The organism is Bradyrhizobium sp. P5_C12 (genome assembly GCF_054049735.1).
Genome location: NZ_JBFULU010000008.1, coordinates 81,547 through 99,408, shown reverse-complemented (window position 1 = coordinate 99,408; position 17,862 = coordinate 81,547). Strand labels below are relative to the sequence as shown.

Sequence of the window (17,862 nt, the reverse complement as noted above, 5' to 3'; positions counted from 1 at the left end):
GCTGGTTTCCCGTGTCAGGCCGTCGCGGAGCGCGGCTGGGCAAATACGCGTAACCGCTTCGGCGGCAGCGCGACCTCGATGGTCGCGCCCGAGGAAATGCCGAGGTCGCGCACGGCGTTGATCGAAAAGTCGGCCGAGAAGTTCAGGCTCGTGCCGCTCGCATGCAATGTCGTTGCGAAATGATTGCCGATGAATTCCATGACGCCGACCTGGACCGACAGGCGATTGTCCGAATGCTCGCCGATGTCGCGCACCACCACGTCCTCCGGCCGAAGGCAGACCGTGACGGCCGCGCCTTCGCCGAGCTGTACCTCCTCGCTGAAGTCGAGCACGGCACCCCTGACATTCGCGCGCTTGCTGGTGACGAGGCGTCCCTCCAGAAAGTTCATCTTGCCGACGAAGTCGGCGACGAAAGCGGTCGCGGGTCGGCCGTAGATCTCGTCGGGCGTGCCCACCTGCTCGATCCTGCCATTGCTCATCACCACGATCCGGTCGGACATGGTGAGAGCCTCCTCCTGGTCGTGGGTCACCATGATCGTGGTCAGCTTGAGACGTTGCTGCAGGTCGCGGATCTCGCCGCGCAGCCGCGCCCGGACGCGCGCGTCGAGCGCGGATAGTGGTTCGTCCAGCAGCAGAAGGCCGGGCGATAGCGCCAGCGCCCGGGCGAGCGCGACGCGCTGCTGCTGCCCGCCTGAGAGCTGGGCCGGATATTTGCCGGCTTGCTCGGGCAGGCCGACAAGTTCGAGAAGCTCCTTGACCCGTCTGTCGATCTCGACGCGAGGCGTGCCGGCCGACACCAGGCCGTAGGCCACATTGTCCTTGATCGTCAGGTTCGGGAACAAGGCATAGGACTGGAACACGATGCCGAAGTCGCGCTTGGCGACCGGCAACGTCGAGATGTCCCGCCCGCCTTGATGGATCGACCCGGCGGTCTGCACGTCCAGTCCGGAGATGGCGCGCAACAGCGTGGTCTTGCCGCAGCCGGATGGCCCGAGGAACGAGACGAACTCCCCGGGCATGATGTCGAGGTCGATAGTGTCGAGCGCGGTGAACGCACCAAACTTTTTCGAGAGGTTGCGGATGCGGAGATAGGGCACCGTCGTCGGCGTGCTGTCCATTGTACTGTCCCGCATTGACCGGCGGCGCCCATGCACCGCCGGCTTGGTCGCTCCTGGGATCCCCGGCAGGATCCTCGGTTCAGGTCCCAGTTCAGGTTCTTCAGTTCAGTTCGTCAGTTCTTGGGCTCGGACTTGCCGTCGTAGCGCTTGCTCCACTCCGCCAGGATCTTGTCGCGGTTCTCGGCGGCCCAGGCAAAGTCGTTCTTGATCAGCATCTTGTTGATGTCACCCTGGATGAACTCCATGGAGCTTGCGATGCCGGGCAACGCGACGATGGCGAAGTTCTCGGCGTAGAGCTTGTTGGCCTCCGCCGTCGCGGCCCAGTCGGCAAGCTTCTTCGCCGCCTCGGACTCCTTGGTGGTCTTCATGATCCCGATAGCTTCCATATCCCAGCCGAGGCCTTCCTTGGGCAGGACAATGCTGATGGGCGCTCCACCCTTCTTGGTCTTGTTGGCGCGATACTCGAACGAGAGGCCTATCGTGTACTCGCCGGCGGCGGCCTGTCGGCACGGCTTCGAGCCGGAATGCGTATAGGCCGCGATGTTCTTGTGAAGATCGTCCATGTACTTCCAGCCCTCGTCCCAGCCGAACATCTGGAGCCAGGCGGAGACCATCAGAAAACCGGTCCCCGAGGAGGCCGGGTTCGGCATGGCGATTTGTCCCTGATAGACCGGCTTGGTCAGATCGGCCCAGGAGGCGGGCTCCGGCAGGTTCTTCTTGCTGGATTCCACGGTGTTGACGCAAAAGGCCGATGCCCAGACGTCCATGCCCACCCACTCCGGCGAGGCAGCGGGATCGCGCATCTTGGCGTCGACCTTGTCGAGACCCGCCGGCGCGTAAGGCATCAGCATGCCTTCCTTCTGCAGCAGCATCAGCGAGGTTGCGGCAAGACCCATGACCACATCGGCCTTGGGGCTTGCCTTTTCCGCGAGGAGCTTCGCGGTGATGATGCCGGTGGAGTCGCGGACCCAGAGGATGTTGATGCCCGGATTGGCCTTCTCGAACGCGGCCTTGTAGGGCTTGATCTGATCGGCCTCCAGCGCCGTGTAAACGGTGAGGTCGGCCGCGCGAGCTGCAGTGCTGAGGCAGAACATAGCCGCGGTGATCGACACAACAGCGCATCGCAGACCGCTTGTCGTGCACAGGTTCATGTCGGGCTCCATCGATGTTGGCCACGGGCTGGCACCGTCCGGGCAGGGAACCGATATTGTTAGATGACATTTCCGTGACGTACATGTCGGATTTTGTGCACGGCGCGCCTCGATCGCGGTGTCTCTGCACACATTGAGTGCAATGTCCCCAATGCAAGCGTCTGCTTCGAGCTTCTTCAGCGACTCCGCTTGGCGTGAGCAATGATGCGCGTTTGCCGCTGATTGTGTTGCGGTCGTCGTGGCTTAGCCGAATGGACATTGCTCCGTCCGGCCGGCGCGCTTCTACTTTGCATGGGGTTGTTTGTCGCTTTTTTGCGGGAAGGCTCCTGAGGCTGCTGCGCCGGCGGGGAGGGACCGTTGTCTACACACCGCTGGCGCTTGGACAAAAAAGAAAGGCCCGGTCGTGCGACCAGGCCTTTCTCGTATCAGTGTCCGTAGCCCGGATGGAGCGGAGCGCAATCCGGGGCCTTGCAACGCGGACGGACCGTCCCGGATTTCGCTACGCTCCATCCGGGCTACAAGTCTCCGCGCTTACGCGGCCGTCGAAGCCTTCCGCGCTGCCTTCTCCTGCGCGGCGGCGGCCTCGTCCTTGCGAATCTCCGACAGGCGCTTCTGCACTTCCGCCGAGAAGATGTACTGCGCCGGGCGCTGCTTGGACATGTCGATCTCGGGCGCCATCGGACCGGTGGTCCTGATGCCGCGCAGCGACACCCACATCGCCTTGAGCGGGTTGTTGAGGGCTGCGGTCGCCGCCGTCGGCTCGTAGCCGCAATGGGCCATGCAGTCGGCGCACTTCTCGTACTTGCCGGTGCCGTAGGTCTCCCAGTCGGTGGTGTCCATCAGCTCCTTGAAGGTCTTGGCATAGCCTTCGCCGAGCAGATAGCAGGGCTTCTGCCAGCCGAAGATGTTGCGCGCGGGCATGCCCCACGGCGTGCACTCGTATTCCTGGTTGCCGGCGAGGAAGTCGAGGAACAGGCCGGAATGCATGAAGTTCCACTTCTTGCCCTTGCCCATCGCAAAGACGTCGCGGAACAGCTTCTTGGTCTTGGTGCGGTTGAGGAAGTGCTCCTGGTCCGGCGCACGCTCATAGGCGTAGCCCGGCGACATCGAGACGCCGACACCGAGCTCGACGGTGAGGTCGAGGAACTTTGCGATCTCCTCGGCCGGATGGCCGTCGAAGATGGTGGCGTTGACGTTGACGGTGAAGCCGCGCGCCTTGGCCGCCTTGATCGCGGAGACGGCGCGGTCGAACACGCCCTTCTGCGACACGGCCTTGTCGTGATGGTCCTTCAGGCCGTCGAGATGCACGGAGAAGAACAGATACGGGGAGGGCGTGAACAAATCGAGCTTCTTCTCGAGCAGCAGCGCGTTGGTGCAGAGCGAGACGAACTTCTTGCGCTCGACGAGGCCGCGCACGATCTCGCCGATCTCCTTGTGGATCAGCGGCTCGCCGCCGGGAATCGCCACCATCGGCGCGCCGCATTCGTCGGCCGCGTCCCAGCACTCCTGCGCCGTCATGCGGCGGTTGAGGATCGCATCCGGATAGTCGATCTTGCCGCAGCCGACGCAGGCGAGGTTGCAGCGGAACAGCGGCTCCAGCATCAGCACGAGCGGATAGCGTTTGCGGCCAAGCAGTTTCTGCTTGAGCAAATAGCCGCCGATACGCATTTCCTTGAAGAAGGGGATAGCCATTACAAGTTTCTTTCTGGGCTTGGAATTCAGGTAGGTCAGCTCGCAGCCAGTTGGGCCGGAAGCCGGAATTCGATGTTTTCCTCGCGGCCCGGGAGCACCGAGACCGTCACGGGTCCGATCCGCCGCAGAGCTTCGATCACGTCATCCACCAGCACCTCGGGCGCCGAGGCGCCGGCCGTGAGGCCGACGGTCCTGGCACCTTTCAACCACTCCGGATTGAGCTTGCTGCCATCCGCGATCAAATAACTCGCGACGCCGGCTTCGGTGCCGATTTCGCGGAGCCGGTTCGAGTTCGAGCTATTGGCAGCGCCCACCACCAAGATCACGTCGACCAGCTTGCTCAAGTCCCTTACCGCAGATTGGCGGTTCTGTGTCGCATAGCAGATATCCCGGATGTCGGGGCCTTGAATATCTGTAAATCTGGCCTGAAGCGCCGCGATAATGTCCCTGGTGTCATCGACCGACAGCGTGGTCTGGGTGATGTAGGCCACTGGCGTATCCGCAGGCAGCGTCAGCGCCTTAACCTCTTCGACGCTCTGGACCAGCAGCACGGGCCCTGGAACCTGGCCCATCGTGCCCTCGACCTCGGGATGGCCGGCATGGCCGATCAGGATCAGCGTGCGGCCCTTGGTGATGTAGCGCTTCCCCTGATTGTGAACTTTCGTGACCAGCGGGCAGGTGGCATTCAGCACCGGAAGGTCGCGGGCGGCGGCCTCCTCCTCGACGCTGCGGGCGACACCATGGGCGCTGAAGACGGTCACGGCCTTGGGCGGAACCTCGGACAGTTCCTCGACAAAGATCGCGCCCTTGTTCTTCAGGCTCTCGACGACGTATTTGTTGTGCACGATCTCATGGCGCACGTAGACGGGCGGGCCGTACTTCTCCAGCGCCCGTTCCACGATCTCGATCGCACGCACCACGCCCGCGCAAAAGCCGCGCGGCTGCGCCAGATAAACTTCCATTGGACGCCCATCACGCAAGTTGCATCAATCCGCTTCTTAAGTCCCCAGCGGCACCCCGATACTGACCAGTGAGCTGCAATATCCGCACCACTGGTTTCGCGCACGCGGTAGCCGCCCACCCATTCGGGGCTCCAGCGTATGGAGGCACAGGACTTTGTGTCAAAAAATCGGCAACAAGGAAAGCCGGAATGCACGTGGAGTTCCGTCTCGGGAGGCTTGGCGGTATTATAGTAAACCGGGCCGGAGCGACATTTGTGCCCATCCCTTCGTCACTTTCCTGCCTCAACTCCCCGGCTATACCGGCCATCCCGCATGATTTTGCCACGCTCTCCCGCCGTTTACTTCGAACCTTGTTCCGGCGAGTGCCACTCAAAACAGCAATAGGTTTCGCCTGGGAACTCCGTTAAACAGCGGGCGTTTTTCGGCAAGCTGTTAACAGCAGAAAGAAAAGAAGTGCTGCAAAGCGTAGTCGTTGCCATCGTCAGGGCCTGCACCCGGTTTGCCACCCTCGTCGTCGTTCTCGGGCTCCTGCTGGCAGTGGGAGCGGGCTATTACACGTCCCAGCACTTCGCCATCAACACCGACATCAATTCGCTGATTGCCCAGAATCTGGACTGGCGGCAGCGCGACCAGCAGTTCGACCGCGCCTTCGACCGCGATGCCACGATCACGGCGGTCGTCGAGGCCAGGACACCGGAGATGGCGTCCGCCGCGGCGGACGCGCTGTTTGCCAAGCTGAAGGACGACAAGACCAACTTCCAGTCGATGCAGCAGCTCGGCACCGGCGAATTCTTCGAGAAGAACGGCCTGCTGTTCCTGCCGACCGAGGAGGTCGCCAAGGCCACCAGCCAGTTCGAGRCAGCCGCCCCCCTGATCGAGATCATGGCCGGCGATCCCTCGATCCGAGGCCTGACCGGCGCGCTGGAGACCGGGCTTGCCGGCGTCAAGCGCGGCCAGGTCAAGCTCGACAATACCGCGCGTCCCTTCAACCAGATCGCGCAGACGGTCGAGACCGTGCTCAACAAGGGCAAAGCGAGCTTCTCCTGGCGCGAGCTGGTCAGCGACGAGCCGCTGACGGATTCGGACAAGCGCGCCTTCATCGAGTTCAAGCCGATCCTGGACTACAACGCGCTCGAGCCCGGCAAGGGCGCCACCGACGCGATCCGCAAGGCTGCGGCCGAGCTGGATTTCCCGACCAAATACCAGGCGCGGGTGCGGCTGACCGGTCCGGTGCCGATCGCCAATGAGGAATACGCCACCGTCCAGGAGGGCGCCGTCGTCAACGGCGTCGGCACCGTCCTCGTCGTGCTGCTGATCCTGTGGCTGGCGCTGCATTCGGCGAAGATCATCTTCGCGGTGTTCATCAATCTCTTCGTCGGGCTTGCGATCACGACCGCCGCCGGTCTGATGATGGTGGGCTCGTTCAATTTGCTGTCGATCGCGTTCGCGGTGCTGTTCGTCGGCCTCGGCGTCGATTTCGGCATCCAGTACAGCGTTCGCTATCGTTCGGAGCGCTACAAGCACAACGATCTGACCGGCGCGCTGGTGCTGGCCGCCAAGCGCTCGGCGGTGCCGCTGTCGCTCGCGGCGATGGCGACCGCGGCCGGCTTCCTCTGCTTCATGCCGACCGACTACAAGGGCATCGCGGAGCTCGGCCAGATCGCCGGTGTCGGCATGCTGGTCGCGTTCCTGTCCTCGATCACCATCCTGCCGGCAATGCTGAAGCTGCTGAACCCGCCCGGCGAGAAGGAGCCGGTCGGCTACGCCTTCCTGGCGCCGCTCGATCACTTCCTGGAGAAGCACCGTGTGCTGGTCGTCGGCGGCACGCTGCTGCTGGCGCTCGCCGGCCTGCCGCTGCTCTACTTCATGAAGTTCGATTTCAACCCGATGAACCTGCGCAACCCGAAGGCGGAGTCGATCGCGACCTTCCTCGATCTGCGCAAGGACCCGAACACCGGCGCCAACGCCATCAACGTGATGGTCACGTCCGAGGAGCAGGCGAGGCAGGTCGAGGCGAAGCTGGAGAAGGTGCCCGAGGTGCTGCGGGTGATGTCGCTCAACAGCTTCGTGCCGGAGGATCAGGCGCCGAAGCTGAAGCTGCTCGCGCAGGGTGCCAAGGTGCTGAACCCCGCGCTCAATCCGGACCAGATCGACGCGGCGCCGACGGACCAGGAGAACGTCGAGGCGCTGAAATCCTCGGTCGACAATCTGCGCAGGACCGCGGGCGACGCGAAGGGCCCGGGCGCAGTCGCCTCGCGCCGCCTCGCCGACGCGCTCGGCAAGCTCGCCAATGCGGACGAAGCCACGCGCAACAAGGCGCAGGACGTGTTCGTCACGCCGATGAAGATCGTGTTCGACCAGCTCAGGAACGCTCTGCTGGCCGAGCCGGTCACCCTGAAGTCGCTGCCATCAGATCTCGTCAACGCCTGGAAGAGCAAGGACGGCATCATCCGCGTCGAAGCGTTGCCGAAGGGCGATCCCAACGACAACGACACGCTGCGCAAATTTGCGGCGGCGGTGCTCAAGGCCGAGCCGACCGCGATCGGCGGGCCGGTCTCGATCCTCAAATCGGGCGACACCGTGGTGAAGGCGTTCATCCACGCCGGCATCTATGCGCTATTGGTGATCGGCCTGTTGCTGTGGATCACGCTGCGCCGGTTCGTCGACGTGCTGATGACGCTGGTGCCGCTCCTGGTTGCGGGCGCGGTGACGCTCGAGATCTGCGTGCTGATCGGCCTGCCGCTCAATTTCGCCAACATCGTCGCGTTCCCGCTGCTGCTCGGCGTCGGCGTCGCCTTCAAGATCTACTATGTCGTGGCCTGGCGCTCCGGCAGAACAAACTTGCTTCAGACCAGCCTGACGCGCGCGATCTTCTTCAGCGCGCTGACGACGGCGACCGCGTTCGGCAGCCTGTGGCTGTCGAGCCATCCCGGCACCTCCAGCATGGGCAAGCTGCTGGCGCTCTCGCTGGTGACGACGCTCGCCGCCGTGCTGCTGTTCCAGCCGGCCCTAATGGGCAAACCCCGCAATCTCAGGGAGTAGGCAGATGTCGCCGACGGGGTCGGCGGCGTTCTTCTGACCGGGCTTGGCGGTGGTGGCGGTCTTCGGGGCTGCGGGGGCAGGGGCCGGTGCTGTGGCGCCGGTCGTACCGCCTGTGGTGCCACCTGTGGTGCCTTGGGCTTTCGGCGCCGCGCCGGTGGGCTTCGGCGCGCCCCCCTTGGCCATGGCGTTGGCGGTGCTCAAAGGAATCGGCGGGCCGACGCGGGTCCAGGTCTCGCCACCGCAGAGGAAGCCCAGGACGCAGCCCTTGATTTCGAGCTGGTCGGTGCCGACGGGCGTGATGGTCGCGCTGTAGAGCTGGCCGTCCTTGGCGTTGTAGACCTGCCCTTCCCACTGATCGACGCCGGGCTTCTTCTTCATGTCGATCAGGGTCGCCATGCCTAGCGTCGGCCTGGTCTTTTTCGACGCATCCGGATTGTATTCATCGCGGCCGCCGGGCTGCTTTTCCCAGGAAACCGCGCCCCACATGCTGCCATTGCATTGGGCGACACGAATGTTGGCGACGGCGTCGGCAACCCGCCAGTCGCCGGTCGGATCGGCGGCGAGCGCCGGGGTCAGGCCGGTGAATCCGCCAGCCAGTATTAGTCCGGTGTAAAGGGCTAAACGCATGATAGTTCCTTGGCAGTGCAACATGGTTTAAAGCTGTGCTTGCGAAGATGGTCCGAAAAAGGGCAAAAGGCCGCACAGACCGTTTTCAGCAACGGTCCGTTTTCAGTTGACGAGACGGCCCTCAACCGAAGTATGTAGCGGATGCACAGCCCAAATCCAGATATGTCTCAGCTGTTCGCGGACCGCCAGGCCCAGCGCAGCGCCCTGCATAATCGGCACCTGAACGAGCAGTTCGTTCGGGTCCTGAAGACGATCGGCTACGATGTCGGCTTCCAGAAGGGGCAGGGGCAGTATCTCTACGATCGCGATGGTGCCCGCTATCTCGACCTCTTGTCCGGTTTTGGTGTGTTCGCGATCGGGCGCAACCATCCGGTGATGCGCGATGCGCTCAAGAGCGTGCTCGATGCCGACCTGCCCAATCTCGTCCAGTTCGACGTCTCGGTGCTCGCAGGCGTGCTCGCCGAGCGGCTCCTGAAATACGTCCCCTATCTCGACAAGGCGTTCTTCGCCAATTCCGGCGCGGAATGCGTCGAGGCGGCGATCAAGTTCGCGCGCGGGGCCACCGGCCGGCCGGGCATCGTCTATTGCGCCCACGGCTATCACGGCCTGACCTACGGCGCGCTGTCGCTGACCGGCGATTCGAACTTCCGCACCGGCTTCGAGCCATTGCTGCCGGGCTGCACCTCGATTCCGTTCAACGACCTTGCCGCGCTTGAAAAGGCGCTGGCGTCGCGCGAGGTCGCGGCCTTCGTCGTCGAGCCGATCCAGGGCAAGGGCGTCAACATGCCCACGGACGAGTTCCTGCCGGGCGCGGCCGCGCTCTGCAAGAAATACGGCACGCTGTTCGTCGCCGACGAGATCCAGACCGGCATGGGCCGCACCGGCCGCTTCCTCGCGGTCGAGCACTGGAACGTCGAGCCCGACATGGTGCTGCTGTCGAAGTCGCTGTCGGGCGGCCACGTGCCGGTCGGTGCGGTGCTGACGCGCAAGAGCATCTTCGACAAGATTTTTAATCAGATGGACCGCGCCGTGGTGCACGGTTCGACCTTCTCCAAGAACGACCTCGCGATGGCTGCGGGCATTGCCACGCTCGATGTCATGGAATCCGAGAAGCTGATCGAGTCCGCCGCCAAGCGCGGCGCCGAGCTGCGACTGGCGCTGACGCGCATGGTGCCCGGCTACGAGCTGATGAAGGAAGTGCGCGGCAAGGGCCTGATGATCGGCATCGAGTTCGGGCCGCCGAAGTCGCTGCGGCTCCGGGCCTCCTGGAACGTGCTGGAGGCCGCCAACAAGGGCCTGTTCTGCCAGCTCATCACCGTGCCGCTGTTCAAGGATCACAAGATCCTCACACAAGTCGCCGGCCACGGCAGCCACACCATCAAGCTCTTGCCGCCGCTCACCATCACCGAAGAGGACTGCGGCTGGATCGAGCGCGCCTTCGACGACGTCATCGCCGGCAGCCACAAGGTCCCCGGCGCGATCTGGTCGCTCGGCAAGACGCTGGTCGACAACGCGGTGCGGCGGTCGGCGTAAGGTCTCCGCCGCGGCCTGGTGTCGCGACCTGCGGCCTGCTGAAGCAGTCCGCCTTCTGAAACTCGAAATCGGCACCTACTTTTCCGGCATTGACCTGACCGGGAGAGGAGTCGGCGATGCCTGTGACTGGCGGCTGTCATTGCGGTGCGATCCGCTATGAAGTGAACGGCGACATGATGGTGCACGCGCTCTGCCATTGCGTGGACTGCCGTCGCCACTCCGGGGCACCGATGGTCGGGTGGGCGATGTATCCGCTCGAAGCGGTCAAGGTGGTCCGCGGCGAAGCGAAGATCTATCACTCCTCCGAGCATGGACGCCGCCACTTCTGCGCCGATTGCGGCACGGGGCTGTTCTACGTCAACGAAAACCTGATGCCGGGCATCATCGACATCCAGAGCGGCACGTATGATGACCCCGATGCCGTTCCGGCGATGATGCACATCCAGGTCGCCGAGCGGATTGGTTGGATGGAGCGGGCCCACGAACTGCCCGTCTTCGAACGATTTCCTCCGCTCGAATGACGGCGTGGAGGCATCGTACGACTGCTCAGGCCGCCTTCGAGGGCTCCGGGGGACACGTCGAGCGGAATCAGGAATTCTTCGCGCAGAACTTCGCATGGGTGCATAGGCTGAGCTTCCTGGCCATCGTCATGTTCTCCTCAAGTCACGAGCCGTTGCTTCTGTACTGACCCGGCGATTGTCCGTGGAGACGGCTGAACGCTTTCGAAAACGCAGGCCCGGACTCATAGCCGACGGCAAGTGCGATCTCTTCAATGGAGCTGCGGGTCTCACGTAGGGCTTTTGCCGCCAAGTTCATCCGCCAGCGCGCGAGATAGGCGCGCGGCGGCTCACCGATCAAATGGGTGAACCTGCGCGCGAAGGTGGCGCGAGACAGACGCGCATGATCAGCCAATGCCGCGACAGTCCAGTTTTCCTCGGGCTGCTCATGGATTAGCCGCAAGGCGCGGGCGACGGCCGGATCGCGCATTGCACCGAACCAGTCCGCCGCACCTTCGCCCTGGTTGTCCGCCCATGCCCGCAGGAGCAAAACAAGTGCGCTATCGAGCAGGCGCGATGCGATGATATCGGCCGCCGTTCGAGCAGCGTGCGCTTCGACGCGAAGCAACTCCAGCACAAGCCGTAATGGCTCGTTCGCCTCGACCTGTTGCGCGGTGAGGTGAATGAGGGGCGGCATCAATGATACCATCGGATGCGGTGCCGCCTCGACGGTCTGATATTTTGCGCATAGTAGCGTCGTTGTATCCGGCGCGGAGACGCTTCGGTGGGATGGTCCCGCGGACAGCGCCTCGCGAATGGGAACGATCGCGGCATCCGACGGGTCGCTCAGGGCGTGGCCCACACCGCTCGTCACCAGGACGACATCGCCGCGCGAAAGCCGAATGGCGTCCTCACGGCCGGCCAGCCTCAGCCAGCAGCCGCCCGCGAGAACGACGTGAATGGCGGAGCTTCGCTGCGGATCGACACCGATACCCCAGGGGCGATGCAACACCGCCGTTCCGAGGAAGGCGCCGCCGGTGCGATACGGCGCCAACATGTCCGATATGGCATCCAAGCGTCCGCTCCAGCGTCCCGATCGGGTCTGTTTGAGACGATCGGACATGATTTTGCAAGTCGCGCACATCGACGGCGCCGACGCGCCGGCCCAGAACGGATGACAGCAATTTCACTGGAGACGAACTCATGAGTGGGACTTCGGCCAACAAGGCCATCGTACGCGACTTCCTGGAAAGGGCTATCAACCAGGGAAATTTCGACGCTGCCGCGATCCATTTCGGGCTGCGCTATGTCCAGCACAACCCCATGATCGCGGATGGCGTCGAGGGCATCCAGAAACATCTGTCCGAATTGCGCCGGCAGTTTCCGGAATTGCGCGCCGAGGTGAAGCGCATCGTTGCCGAGCGCGATCTCGTCGTCGCACACGTTCACGCGCAGCGCACGCCCACCGACCCCGGCCTTGCCATCGTCGACATCTTCCGGCTGGAGGATGGCAAGCTGGTGGAGCATTGGGAGGTGCGGCAACCCGTGCCCGATGCGGCCGTGCACGGCAACGGGATGTTTTAACGGCATCGAGCGCGGGCGACCGGGTCGTGCTCACCCGGCAGCCCGAGCGGCCGCGATGGCGTGTGGCGCTGCCTTGACACCGTCATTGCCTGGCTTCGGCCGCAACGACGGCGGAGCGCGCTACCCCTCCACATTCGCCTTCATCGCCGTCTCGAACTTGTCGACGAACTCGGCGAGCTCGTCGGCGCCGAGATCGCTGACGGCCCAGAAGTTCAGGCCGCGATTGCCCCAGCGGCGGCAGTTGAAGCCCTGCATGGTCTGGGTCTTCGGCGAACGATGCTCGACACTCGCGGTCTGCGACACGAACAGGTTGATGACGTGCTGCCGGCGCCGGTAGACCACCGCGCCGATGGCGCGGGCGTCGATATAGTCGAGCCGGCCGCCGACCAGCGTAAAACCCTGCGCGGTGAGATCGATCACCGGCGGCGCCACGTCGAGCTTGCCGTTGAACCAGGGTTTGACGGTGTGCTGGTCGGTCGAGATCACGTCGGTCAGATGGCCCGCCTGAAGCGAGCGCAGATGGGCGGAGACGACTTCGGACAGGATGCGCTGCTGGTCGTCCTGGCGCAGCACGACGGCGACGACCCCGCTGGCGGCGAGCGCCGAGACCGCGGAGCCCATCGCGAAGCCGCGCAGCACGGAGCGGCGGCTGGGCTGGCGCTGCGGTTGTGGCAGCGATGCCTCGATCCGGGCGCGCAGGCTTGCCGGCGCGGTGTAGCGCAGGTTGGTATCGGCGAGCGCGCGCTGCATCTCGCGTTGCGCCGCAAGCTCCGCGGCGCAGGCCGGGCAGCTTGCGATATGCGCCTCGACCTCGCGCGCGTGGCCGGCATCGAGCTCGTTGTCGAGCAGCGCATGAAGCAGGATCTTTGCTTCGTCGCAGGTCATTTCGAGTGCTCCTCTTCCGCCATCCAGGCCGCGCGCAGCATGGCGCGGGCGCGTGCGAGGCGGGACATCACGGTGCCGACGGGGGCGCCGACGGCCTCGGCGATTTCACGATAGGACAGGTTGCTGATCTCCCGCAGCACGAAGGTTTCCTTGAACGGTTCGGCGAGCGCATCGATCAGCTTGCGAATGGCGCCGGCGTCGCGGCTGCGCAGCACTTCGGTTTCAGGGCTCGCCTCGGTCTCCTGCCATATCGGCGTCTGCTCGGCGGCGCCCGGCATATCCTCGATCGCTGTGTGCGAATGCGCGCGCCTGGCATATTCTGCGTTGCAGACGTTGCGCAGGATCGCGAACAGCCAGGGCTTCATCGCCGGCCCCCGATAGCTGTCGAAATGCTTCAGCGCGCGCAGATAGCATTCCTGCACGGCGTCCTCGGCATCGGAGGCGTCGCGCAGCAAATAGCGCGCGAGCGTGTAGACGTCGTCGAGATAAGGCAGCGTCGCTTCGCGGAAGCGCTGCGCCTTCTGCACATCGTCGGTGACGGGCATCGCCTCTCGCTTTGCCTCTTGGTCTGCTGGCGGCTTCGTTTCGTCCCTATGCGTGACTGAAGGCGCACGAGCCCGGCCGGCGTGGGACCACCGGCCGGGCAAGACGTTGATGCCTTGGTTTGAGATGTTACTCAACCTTGATCATCCCCGTCATGTGCGGATGCAACGAACAAAAATATTTGTAGTCGCCCGCATTGGTGAAGGTGAACGAGAATTTGTCGTCGGTGTCGAGCGTCTTGGACCTGAACTTGCCGGCCGACACGATGGTGTGGGGAATGTCGTCCCGGTTGGTCCAGGTCACGGTGGTGCCGGCCTTGATCTTGAGCTCGGCCGGCTGGAACACGAAATTGTCGATATGCACCTCCGTGTCGTCGGCGGCGCGGGCAGTCGTGACGGGCAGCAGGATGGCCGCGGCCAAAGCGACACCGAAGTCGCGGCGATTGAGTGTCTTCATTGTCAGCTTCCGATCAACCCTGAATTCAGCCTTGAATCAACCTTGGAGCGGCGTGTCGATGATCGCGAGCCGCTGCTCGTTCTGCTTGAAGTTGATGCTGGCAACGCCGAGCATGGAGCGCAGCCTTGCGTCCTCGACCTTCATCGGTCCGGGCGAGGGGGCCGTCCCGGGCGCCGGCTGCGGGAAGGCGGTCGAGCGCGCCGTATGGAAGGTGAGGTTGCCCTCGACCTTCTGCATGACCTGGTGGATGTGGCCGTTCAGCACGGTGACCGAGCCAAAGCCCTTGACGTATTCGAGCGCGCGGCCGCCGTCCTCGGTGCCCCAGCCCCATTCCGGATAGACGGTCCAGAGCGGGATGTGCGCGAACAGCACGATCGGCGTCGATTTCGACTTGCCGCGCAGATCGTCCTCCAGCCAGGCGAGCTGCTCGGCGCCGAGATTGCCGAGCCCGCCGGCCTTGAGGTCGACGACGTTGACGAGGCCGATGAAGTGCACGCCGCCGGCATCGAAGGAATACCAGCCCTGGCCCTTGGTGCCGCGGCCGTAGCGATCACGATAGAATTTCACCTCCTCGTCGAGGAAGTCATGCTCGCCCGGCACGTAGTGCACATCGAGCTTGCTCTGCGAGATGATGCGCTCGGCATTGTCGAACTCGGCGGCCTTCGAAAGGTGGGTGATGTCGCCGGTGTGGATCATGAACGACGGCTTGGCCGGCATCGCGTTGATCTTGTTGATGGCTTCCTCCAGCGTGCCGAGCGCGTTGGGATTGGCCGGCTTGTCGAAGCCGACATGGCTGTCGCTGATCTGGAGGAAGGTCATGCCGGGTGCGGTCGCGGCCTGCGCGGAATCGATGATGCCGAGCGAGCGCGGCACCCCGCCCGTGATGGTCCAGAGCACCCCGGTGCCGGCCCAGGTCATGCATTCCAGCACCTTGCGGCGGTTCAAGCCGTCGTCGCCGTGATCGTGTCCGCTCATCGCGCAGCTCCTCGTGCCCGGAATTGGGCTTCGGGGAGGTGATTGGGGGAGGGGCGGGTTTATTCGCGGGTGGCGATGACGTTTTCGTGAGGGGGGTAGCCCGTATGGAGCGAAGCGGAATACGGGGCCAGATTTGCGACAGTTCCCGGATTGCGCTTCGCTCCATCCGGGCTACAGACCGGAGTTCGCGAACTCCCGCACGGCCTCCACCACGCGTGCCGGCACTTCCTGCGCCACGCAGTGTCCGGCGTCCTCAAAGACCAGCGTGCCGACGCGCGGAATCAGCGACACGGCGCGCGACGCCATCGCCTTGTAGATCGGCCCGGACTTCGCGGCAGTCGTGATGCGCACGGGGCAATCGATCTCGGCGAGCCCTCCAAACGGGTTACCGCGGGCATCGCCAACGTAAACCTGCTCGATCGCCTCGTAGATCGGACGCAGCATCGCGGATTCGATCTCGGGCGTGCAGGAGAGTCGGACCCGGCCATCGTCGAGCGGCACGAAGCCATGCCTCACATAGGCCCACAGCGACGTCTCGGTCCAATCGGCAAACGTCGGCGCCGTGCGGTAGCGCTCGAAGACGGCATCAGCGCTGTCGAACTCGGCCCGCCGGCGCAGTGTGCCCTGCACGAGGGACAAGGACTCTTCGCTCAATCCTCCGGGCCGCGCCGCGCGCGGGTCCATGACGGTCGGTTCCATCACGAACAGGCGTGTGAAGCGTCCGGGCAGTAGCTTTGCCGCAAGCAGAAGATCGGTCGCACCGGCGCTGTGGCCGATGCCGTAGACGTCGCGCAGGTCGAGCGCATTGATCACCCGGCAGACGTCCTCGGCGTAGTCGAGAAAATGATAGGAGCCCGGCTTGTGGCTCGCGCCATGGCCGCGGCGGTCGAGCGCATAGACGGTGTAGGCCGATGCAAGCTCGCGCGCGACCTCCTCCCAGACATCGGCGACGAAACCGGTGCCGTGCACGAGCAGGGCAGGCGGCTTCCCGCTCTCGCCCCATTGCAGCATGGCGATCTCTGCGTCGGCCGGGCCGATTGGAAAGCGGTGCGGATTGATCATGAGTACAGAGGTGATGCGTCGCAGCCCGGATGGAGCGTAGCGTAATCCGGGGCCAGCATTGCGGCAACTTCCCGGATTGCGCTTCGCTCCATCCGGGCTACGGGGGTCGTTTACTTCGCATCCTCCAGGATCATGCTCGCGCCCTTCTCGGCGATCATCGCCGTCGGCGTGTTGGTATTGCCCGACGTGATCGTCGGCATGATCGAGGCATCGACGATGCGCAGGCCGCTGAGGCCGTAGAAGCGCAGGCGCTCGTCGACCACCGCCATCGGGTCATTCGCCGCGCCCATCTTCGCCGTGCCGACCGGATGGAAGATGGTGGTGCCGATGTCGCCGGCGGCCTTCGCGAGCGACGCATCGTCGTCGCCGACGGAGGGGCCGGGCAGATATTCGCTCGGGCGGTACTTTGCGAGCGCCTTCTGCTGCATCAGCCGGCGGGTGGTGCGGATGGCGTCGGCGCCGACCTGGCGGTCGTCGTCGGTCGACAGATAATTCGGCGCGATGATCGGCTTCTCGTCCGGGCTCGCCGAGCGCAGCCGCACGGTGCCGCGCGAGGTCGGCTGCAGATTGCAGGCGCTCACCGTGATCGCGGGGAAGCGGTGCAGGGGATCGCCGAACTTGTCGAGCGACAGCGGCTGCACGTGGAACTGGATGTTGGCGCGCGCGCGCGTTGGATCGGAACGCGTGAAGATGCCGAGCTGCGACGGCGCCATGGTCAGCGGACCGCGGCGTCGGAAGGCGTAATCGAGCCCCATCAGGCCGCGGCGGAACAGATTGTAATAGGTCTCGTTGAGCGTGCGCACGCCCTCCACCTTGTAGATCGCGCGCTGCTGGAGATGGTCCTGGAGATTGCGGCCGATACCGGGCTTGTCCATCACGATGTCGATGCCGAGCGGCGACAGCCAGTCGGCGGGCCCGATGCCGGAGCGATGCAGCACCTGCACCGAGCCGATCGAGCCGGCCGAGAGGATCACCTCGCGCCTGGCGCGCGCCTCGATGATCTCGCCGTTCTGGATGAAGCGCACGCCGGCGGCGCGGCCCTGCTCGATGATCAGGCGATCGACCAGCACGTGCTTCTCGAGCCGCAGATTGGGGCGGTTCAGCGCCGGCTTGAGAAAGCCGCGCGCCGACGACCAGCGCCGGCCGCGCTTCTGGTTGACGTGGAAATAGCTGGTGCCTTCGTTGTCGCCGGTGTTGAAATCCGGAATGCGCTTGATGCCCATCTCCTCGGCGGCATCGCCCACCGCATCGAGAACGGCCCATGACAGCCGCGGTGCCTCGATGCGCCAGCCGCCGCCGGCGCCGTGATGCTCGCTTGGCCCAAGGAAGTGATCCTCGAGCCGCTTGAACAGCGGCAGCACGTCGCCATAGCTCCAGCCGGTCATGCCGAGCTGGCGCCAGTGATCGTAATCGGCGGCCTGTCCGCGCATCGAGATCATGGCGTTGATCGCCGAGGAGCCGCCGATCACCTTGCCGCGGGGATAGGCGAGCGAGCGGCCGTTCAGGCCCGGCTCGGCCTCGGTCTTGAACATCCAGTCCGAGCGCGGATTGCCGATCGCGAAGAGATAGCCGACCGGGATGTGGAACCAGATCCAGTTGTCGTTGCCGCCGGCCTCGAGGATGAGGACTCGGTTCTTGGGATCGGCCGAGAGTCGGTTGGCGAGAATGCAGCCCGCTGTGCCGGCCCCGACGACAATGTAGTCAAACTCACCTTCAAGCCGCCTTGGCATTCTGC

At 64.4% G+C, this 17,862-nt stretch carries 16 protein-coding genes; 4 read left to right on the top strand and 12 right to left on the bottom strand.

The annotated features are described in order from the left end of the window. Positions 1–14 precede the first annotated feature (14 nt). The 4 genes from ACXJMY_RS10060 to ispH all read right to left on the bottom strand — a co-directional run bounded on the left by ACXJMY_RS10060 (position 15) and on the right by ispH (position 4,923). The gene (locus ACXJMY_RS10060; protein WP_456619165.1) at positions 15–1,118 is read right to left on the bottom strand and encodes a putative 2-aminoethylphosphonate ABC transporter ATP-binding protein; all 1,104 of its coding nucleotides are present in this window, start codon (positions 1,116–1,118) and stop codon (positions 15–17) included. 113 nt (positions 1,119–1,231) lie between these two features. Next, positions 1,232–2,269, bottom strand: a complete 1,038-nt coding sequence (locus ACXJMY_RS10055) for a putative 2-aminoethylphosphonate ABC transporter substrate-binding protein (RefSeq protein ID WP_456619164.1) — start codon at positions 2,267–2,269, stop codon at positions 1,232–1,234. A 531-nt stretch (positions 2,270–2,800) separates the two neighbouring features. Continuing rightward, positions 2,801–3,961 (bottom strand): adenosyl-hopene transferase HpnH, encoded by a 1,161-nt coding sequence (hpnH, locus tag ACXJMY_RS10050; protein ID WP_456619163.1) that lies wholly within the window; start codon positions 3,959–3,961, stop codon positions 2,801–2,803. 35 nt (positions 3,962–3,996) lie between these two features. After that, positions 3,997–4,923, bottom strand: a complete 927-nt coding sequence (ispH, locus tag ACXJMY_RS10045) for a 4-hydroxy-3-methylbut-2-enyl diphosphate reductase (protein ID WP_456619162.1) — start codon at positions 4,921–4,923, stop codon at positions 3,997–3,999. A gap of 453 nt (positions 4,924–5,376) precedes the next feature. On the opposite strand from ispH, the gene hpnN reads away from it, so the two are divergent. Continuing rightward, positions 5,377–7,965: a hopanoid transporter HpnN gene (gene hpnN / locus ACXJMY_RS10040; RefSeq protein ID WP_456619161.1), complete on the top strand. Its 2,589-nt coding sequence runs from the start codon at positions 5,377–5,379 to the stop codon at positions 7,963–7,965. Here the strand turns inward: hpnN and ACXJMY_RS10035 are convergent. Next, complete coding sequence (locus tag ACXJMY_RS10035) at positions 7,933–8,592, bottom strand: DUF2147 domain-containing protein (RefSeq protein WP_456619160.1); 660 nt, start codon at positions 8,590–8,592, stop codon at positions 7,933–7,935. The genes hpnN and ACXJMY_RS10035 overlap by 33 nt on opposite strands. A 141-nt stretch (positions 8,593–8,733) precedes the next feature. Here ACXJMY_RS10035 and hpnO point away from each other — a divergent pair, with 141 nt between their 5' ends. Continuing rightward, on the top strand, positions 8,734–10,125 hold the full coding sequence (hpnO, locus tag ACXJMY_RS10030; protein ID WP_456619159.1) for an aminobacteriohopanetriol synthase HpnO: 1,392 nt from the start codon (positions 8,734–8,736) through the stop codon (positions 10,123–10,125). A gap of 116 nt (positions 10,126–10,241) precedes the next feature. Beyond that, positions 10,242–10,646 carry a GFA family protein gene (locus ACXJMY_RS10025; protein WP_456619158.1) on the top strand — a complete coding sequence of 135 codons (405 nt, stop codon included), beginning with the start codon at positions 10,242–10,244 and terminating at the stop codon, positions 10,644–10,646. A gap of 142 nt (positions 10,647–10,788) precedes the next feature. Here ACXJMY_RS10025 and ACXJMY_RS10020 read toward each other — a convergent pair whose 3' ends face one another. Continuing rightward, on the bottom strand, positions 10,789–11,697 hold the full coding sequence (locus ACXJMY_RS10020; protein WP_456619157.1) for a cupin domain-containing protein: 909 nt from the start codon (positions 11,695–11,697) through the stop codon (positions 10,789–10,791). Positions 11,698–11,825: 128 nt separating this feature from the next. Here ACXJMY_RS10020 and ACXJMY_RS10015 point away from each other — a divergent pair, with 128 nt between their 5' ends. After that, complete coding sequence (locus tag ACXJMY_RS10015; protein ID WP_456619156.1) at positions 11,826–12,206, top strand: nuclear transport factor 2 family protein; 381 nt, start codon at positions 11,826–11,828, stop codon at positions 12,204–12,206. A gap of 120 nt (positions 12,207–12,326) precedes the next feature. Here ACXJMY_RS10015 and ACXJMY_RS10010 read toward each other — a convergent pair whose 3' ends face one another. The 6 genes from ACXJMY_RS10010 to ACXJMY_RS09985 form a co-directional block, all read right to left on the bottom strand. Continuing rightward, the gene (locus ACXJMY_RS10010; protein ID WP_456619155.1) at positions 12,327–13,091 is read right to left on the bottom strand and encodes an anti-sigma factor family protein; all 765 of its coding nucleotides are present in this window, start codon (positions 13,089–13,091) and stop codon (positions 12,327–12,329) included. Further along, a complete protein-coding gene (locus tag ACXJMY_RS10005; RefSeq protein ID WP_456619154.1) occupies positions 13,088–13,636 on the bottom strand; it encodes a sigma-70 family RNA polymerase sigma factor in 549 nt (182 codons plus the stop codon). The genes ACXJMY_RS10010 and ACXJMY_RS10005 overlap by 4 nt, the downstream gene beginning before the upstream one ends. 127 nt (positions 13,637–13,763) lie before the next feature. Then, entirely contained in the window at positions 13,764–14,090 is a 327-nt protein-coding gene (locus ACXJMY_RS10000) for a cupredoxin domain-containing protein (RefSeq protein ID WP_456619153.1), read from the bottom strand. A gap of 36 nt (positions 14,091–14,126) precedes the next feature. Then, the gene (locus ACXJMY_RS09995; protein ID WP_456619152.1) at positions 14,127–15,065 is read right to left on the bottom strand and encodes a metallophosphoesterase family protein; all 939 of its coding nucleotides are present in this window, start codon (positions 15,063–15,065) and stop codon (positions 14,127–14,129) included. A 171-nt stretch (positions 15,066–15,236) separates the two neighbouring features. After that, positions 15,237–16,127, bottom strand: a complete 891-nt coding sequence (locus ACXJMY_RS09990; RefSeq protein WP_456619151.1) for an alpha/beta fold hydrolase — start codon at positions 16,125–16,127, stop codon at positions 15,237–15,239. A 110-nt stretch (positions 16,128–16,237) separates the two neighbouring features. Next, on the bottom strand, positions 16,238–17,857 hold the full coding sequence (locus ACXJMY_RS09985; RefSeq protein ID WP_456619150.1) for a GMC family oxidoreductase: 1,620 nt from the start codon (positions 17,855–17,857) through the stop codon (positions 16,238–16,240). Between the last annotated feature and the right edge of the window lie 5 nt (positions 17,858–17,862).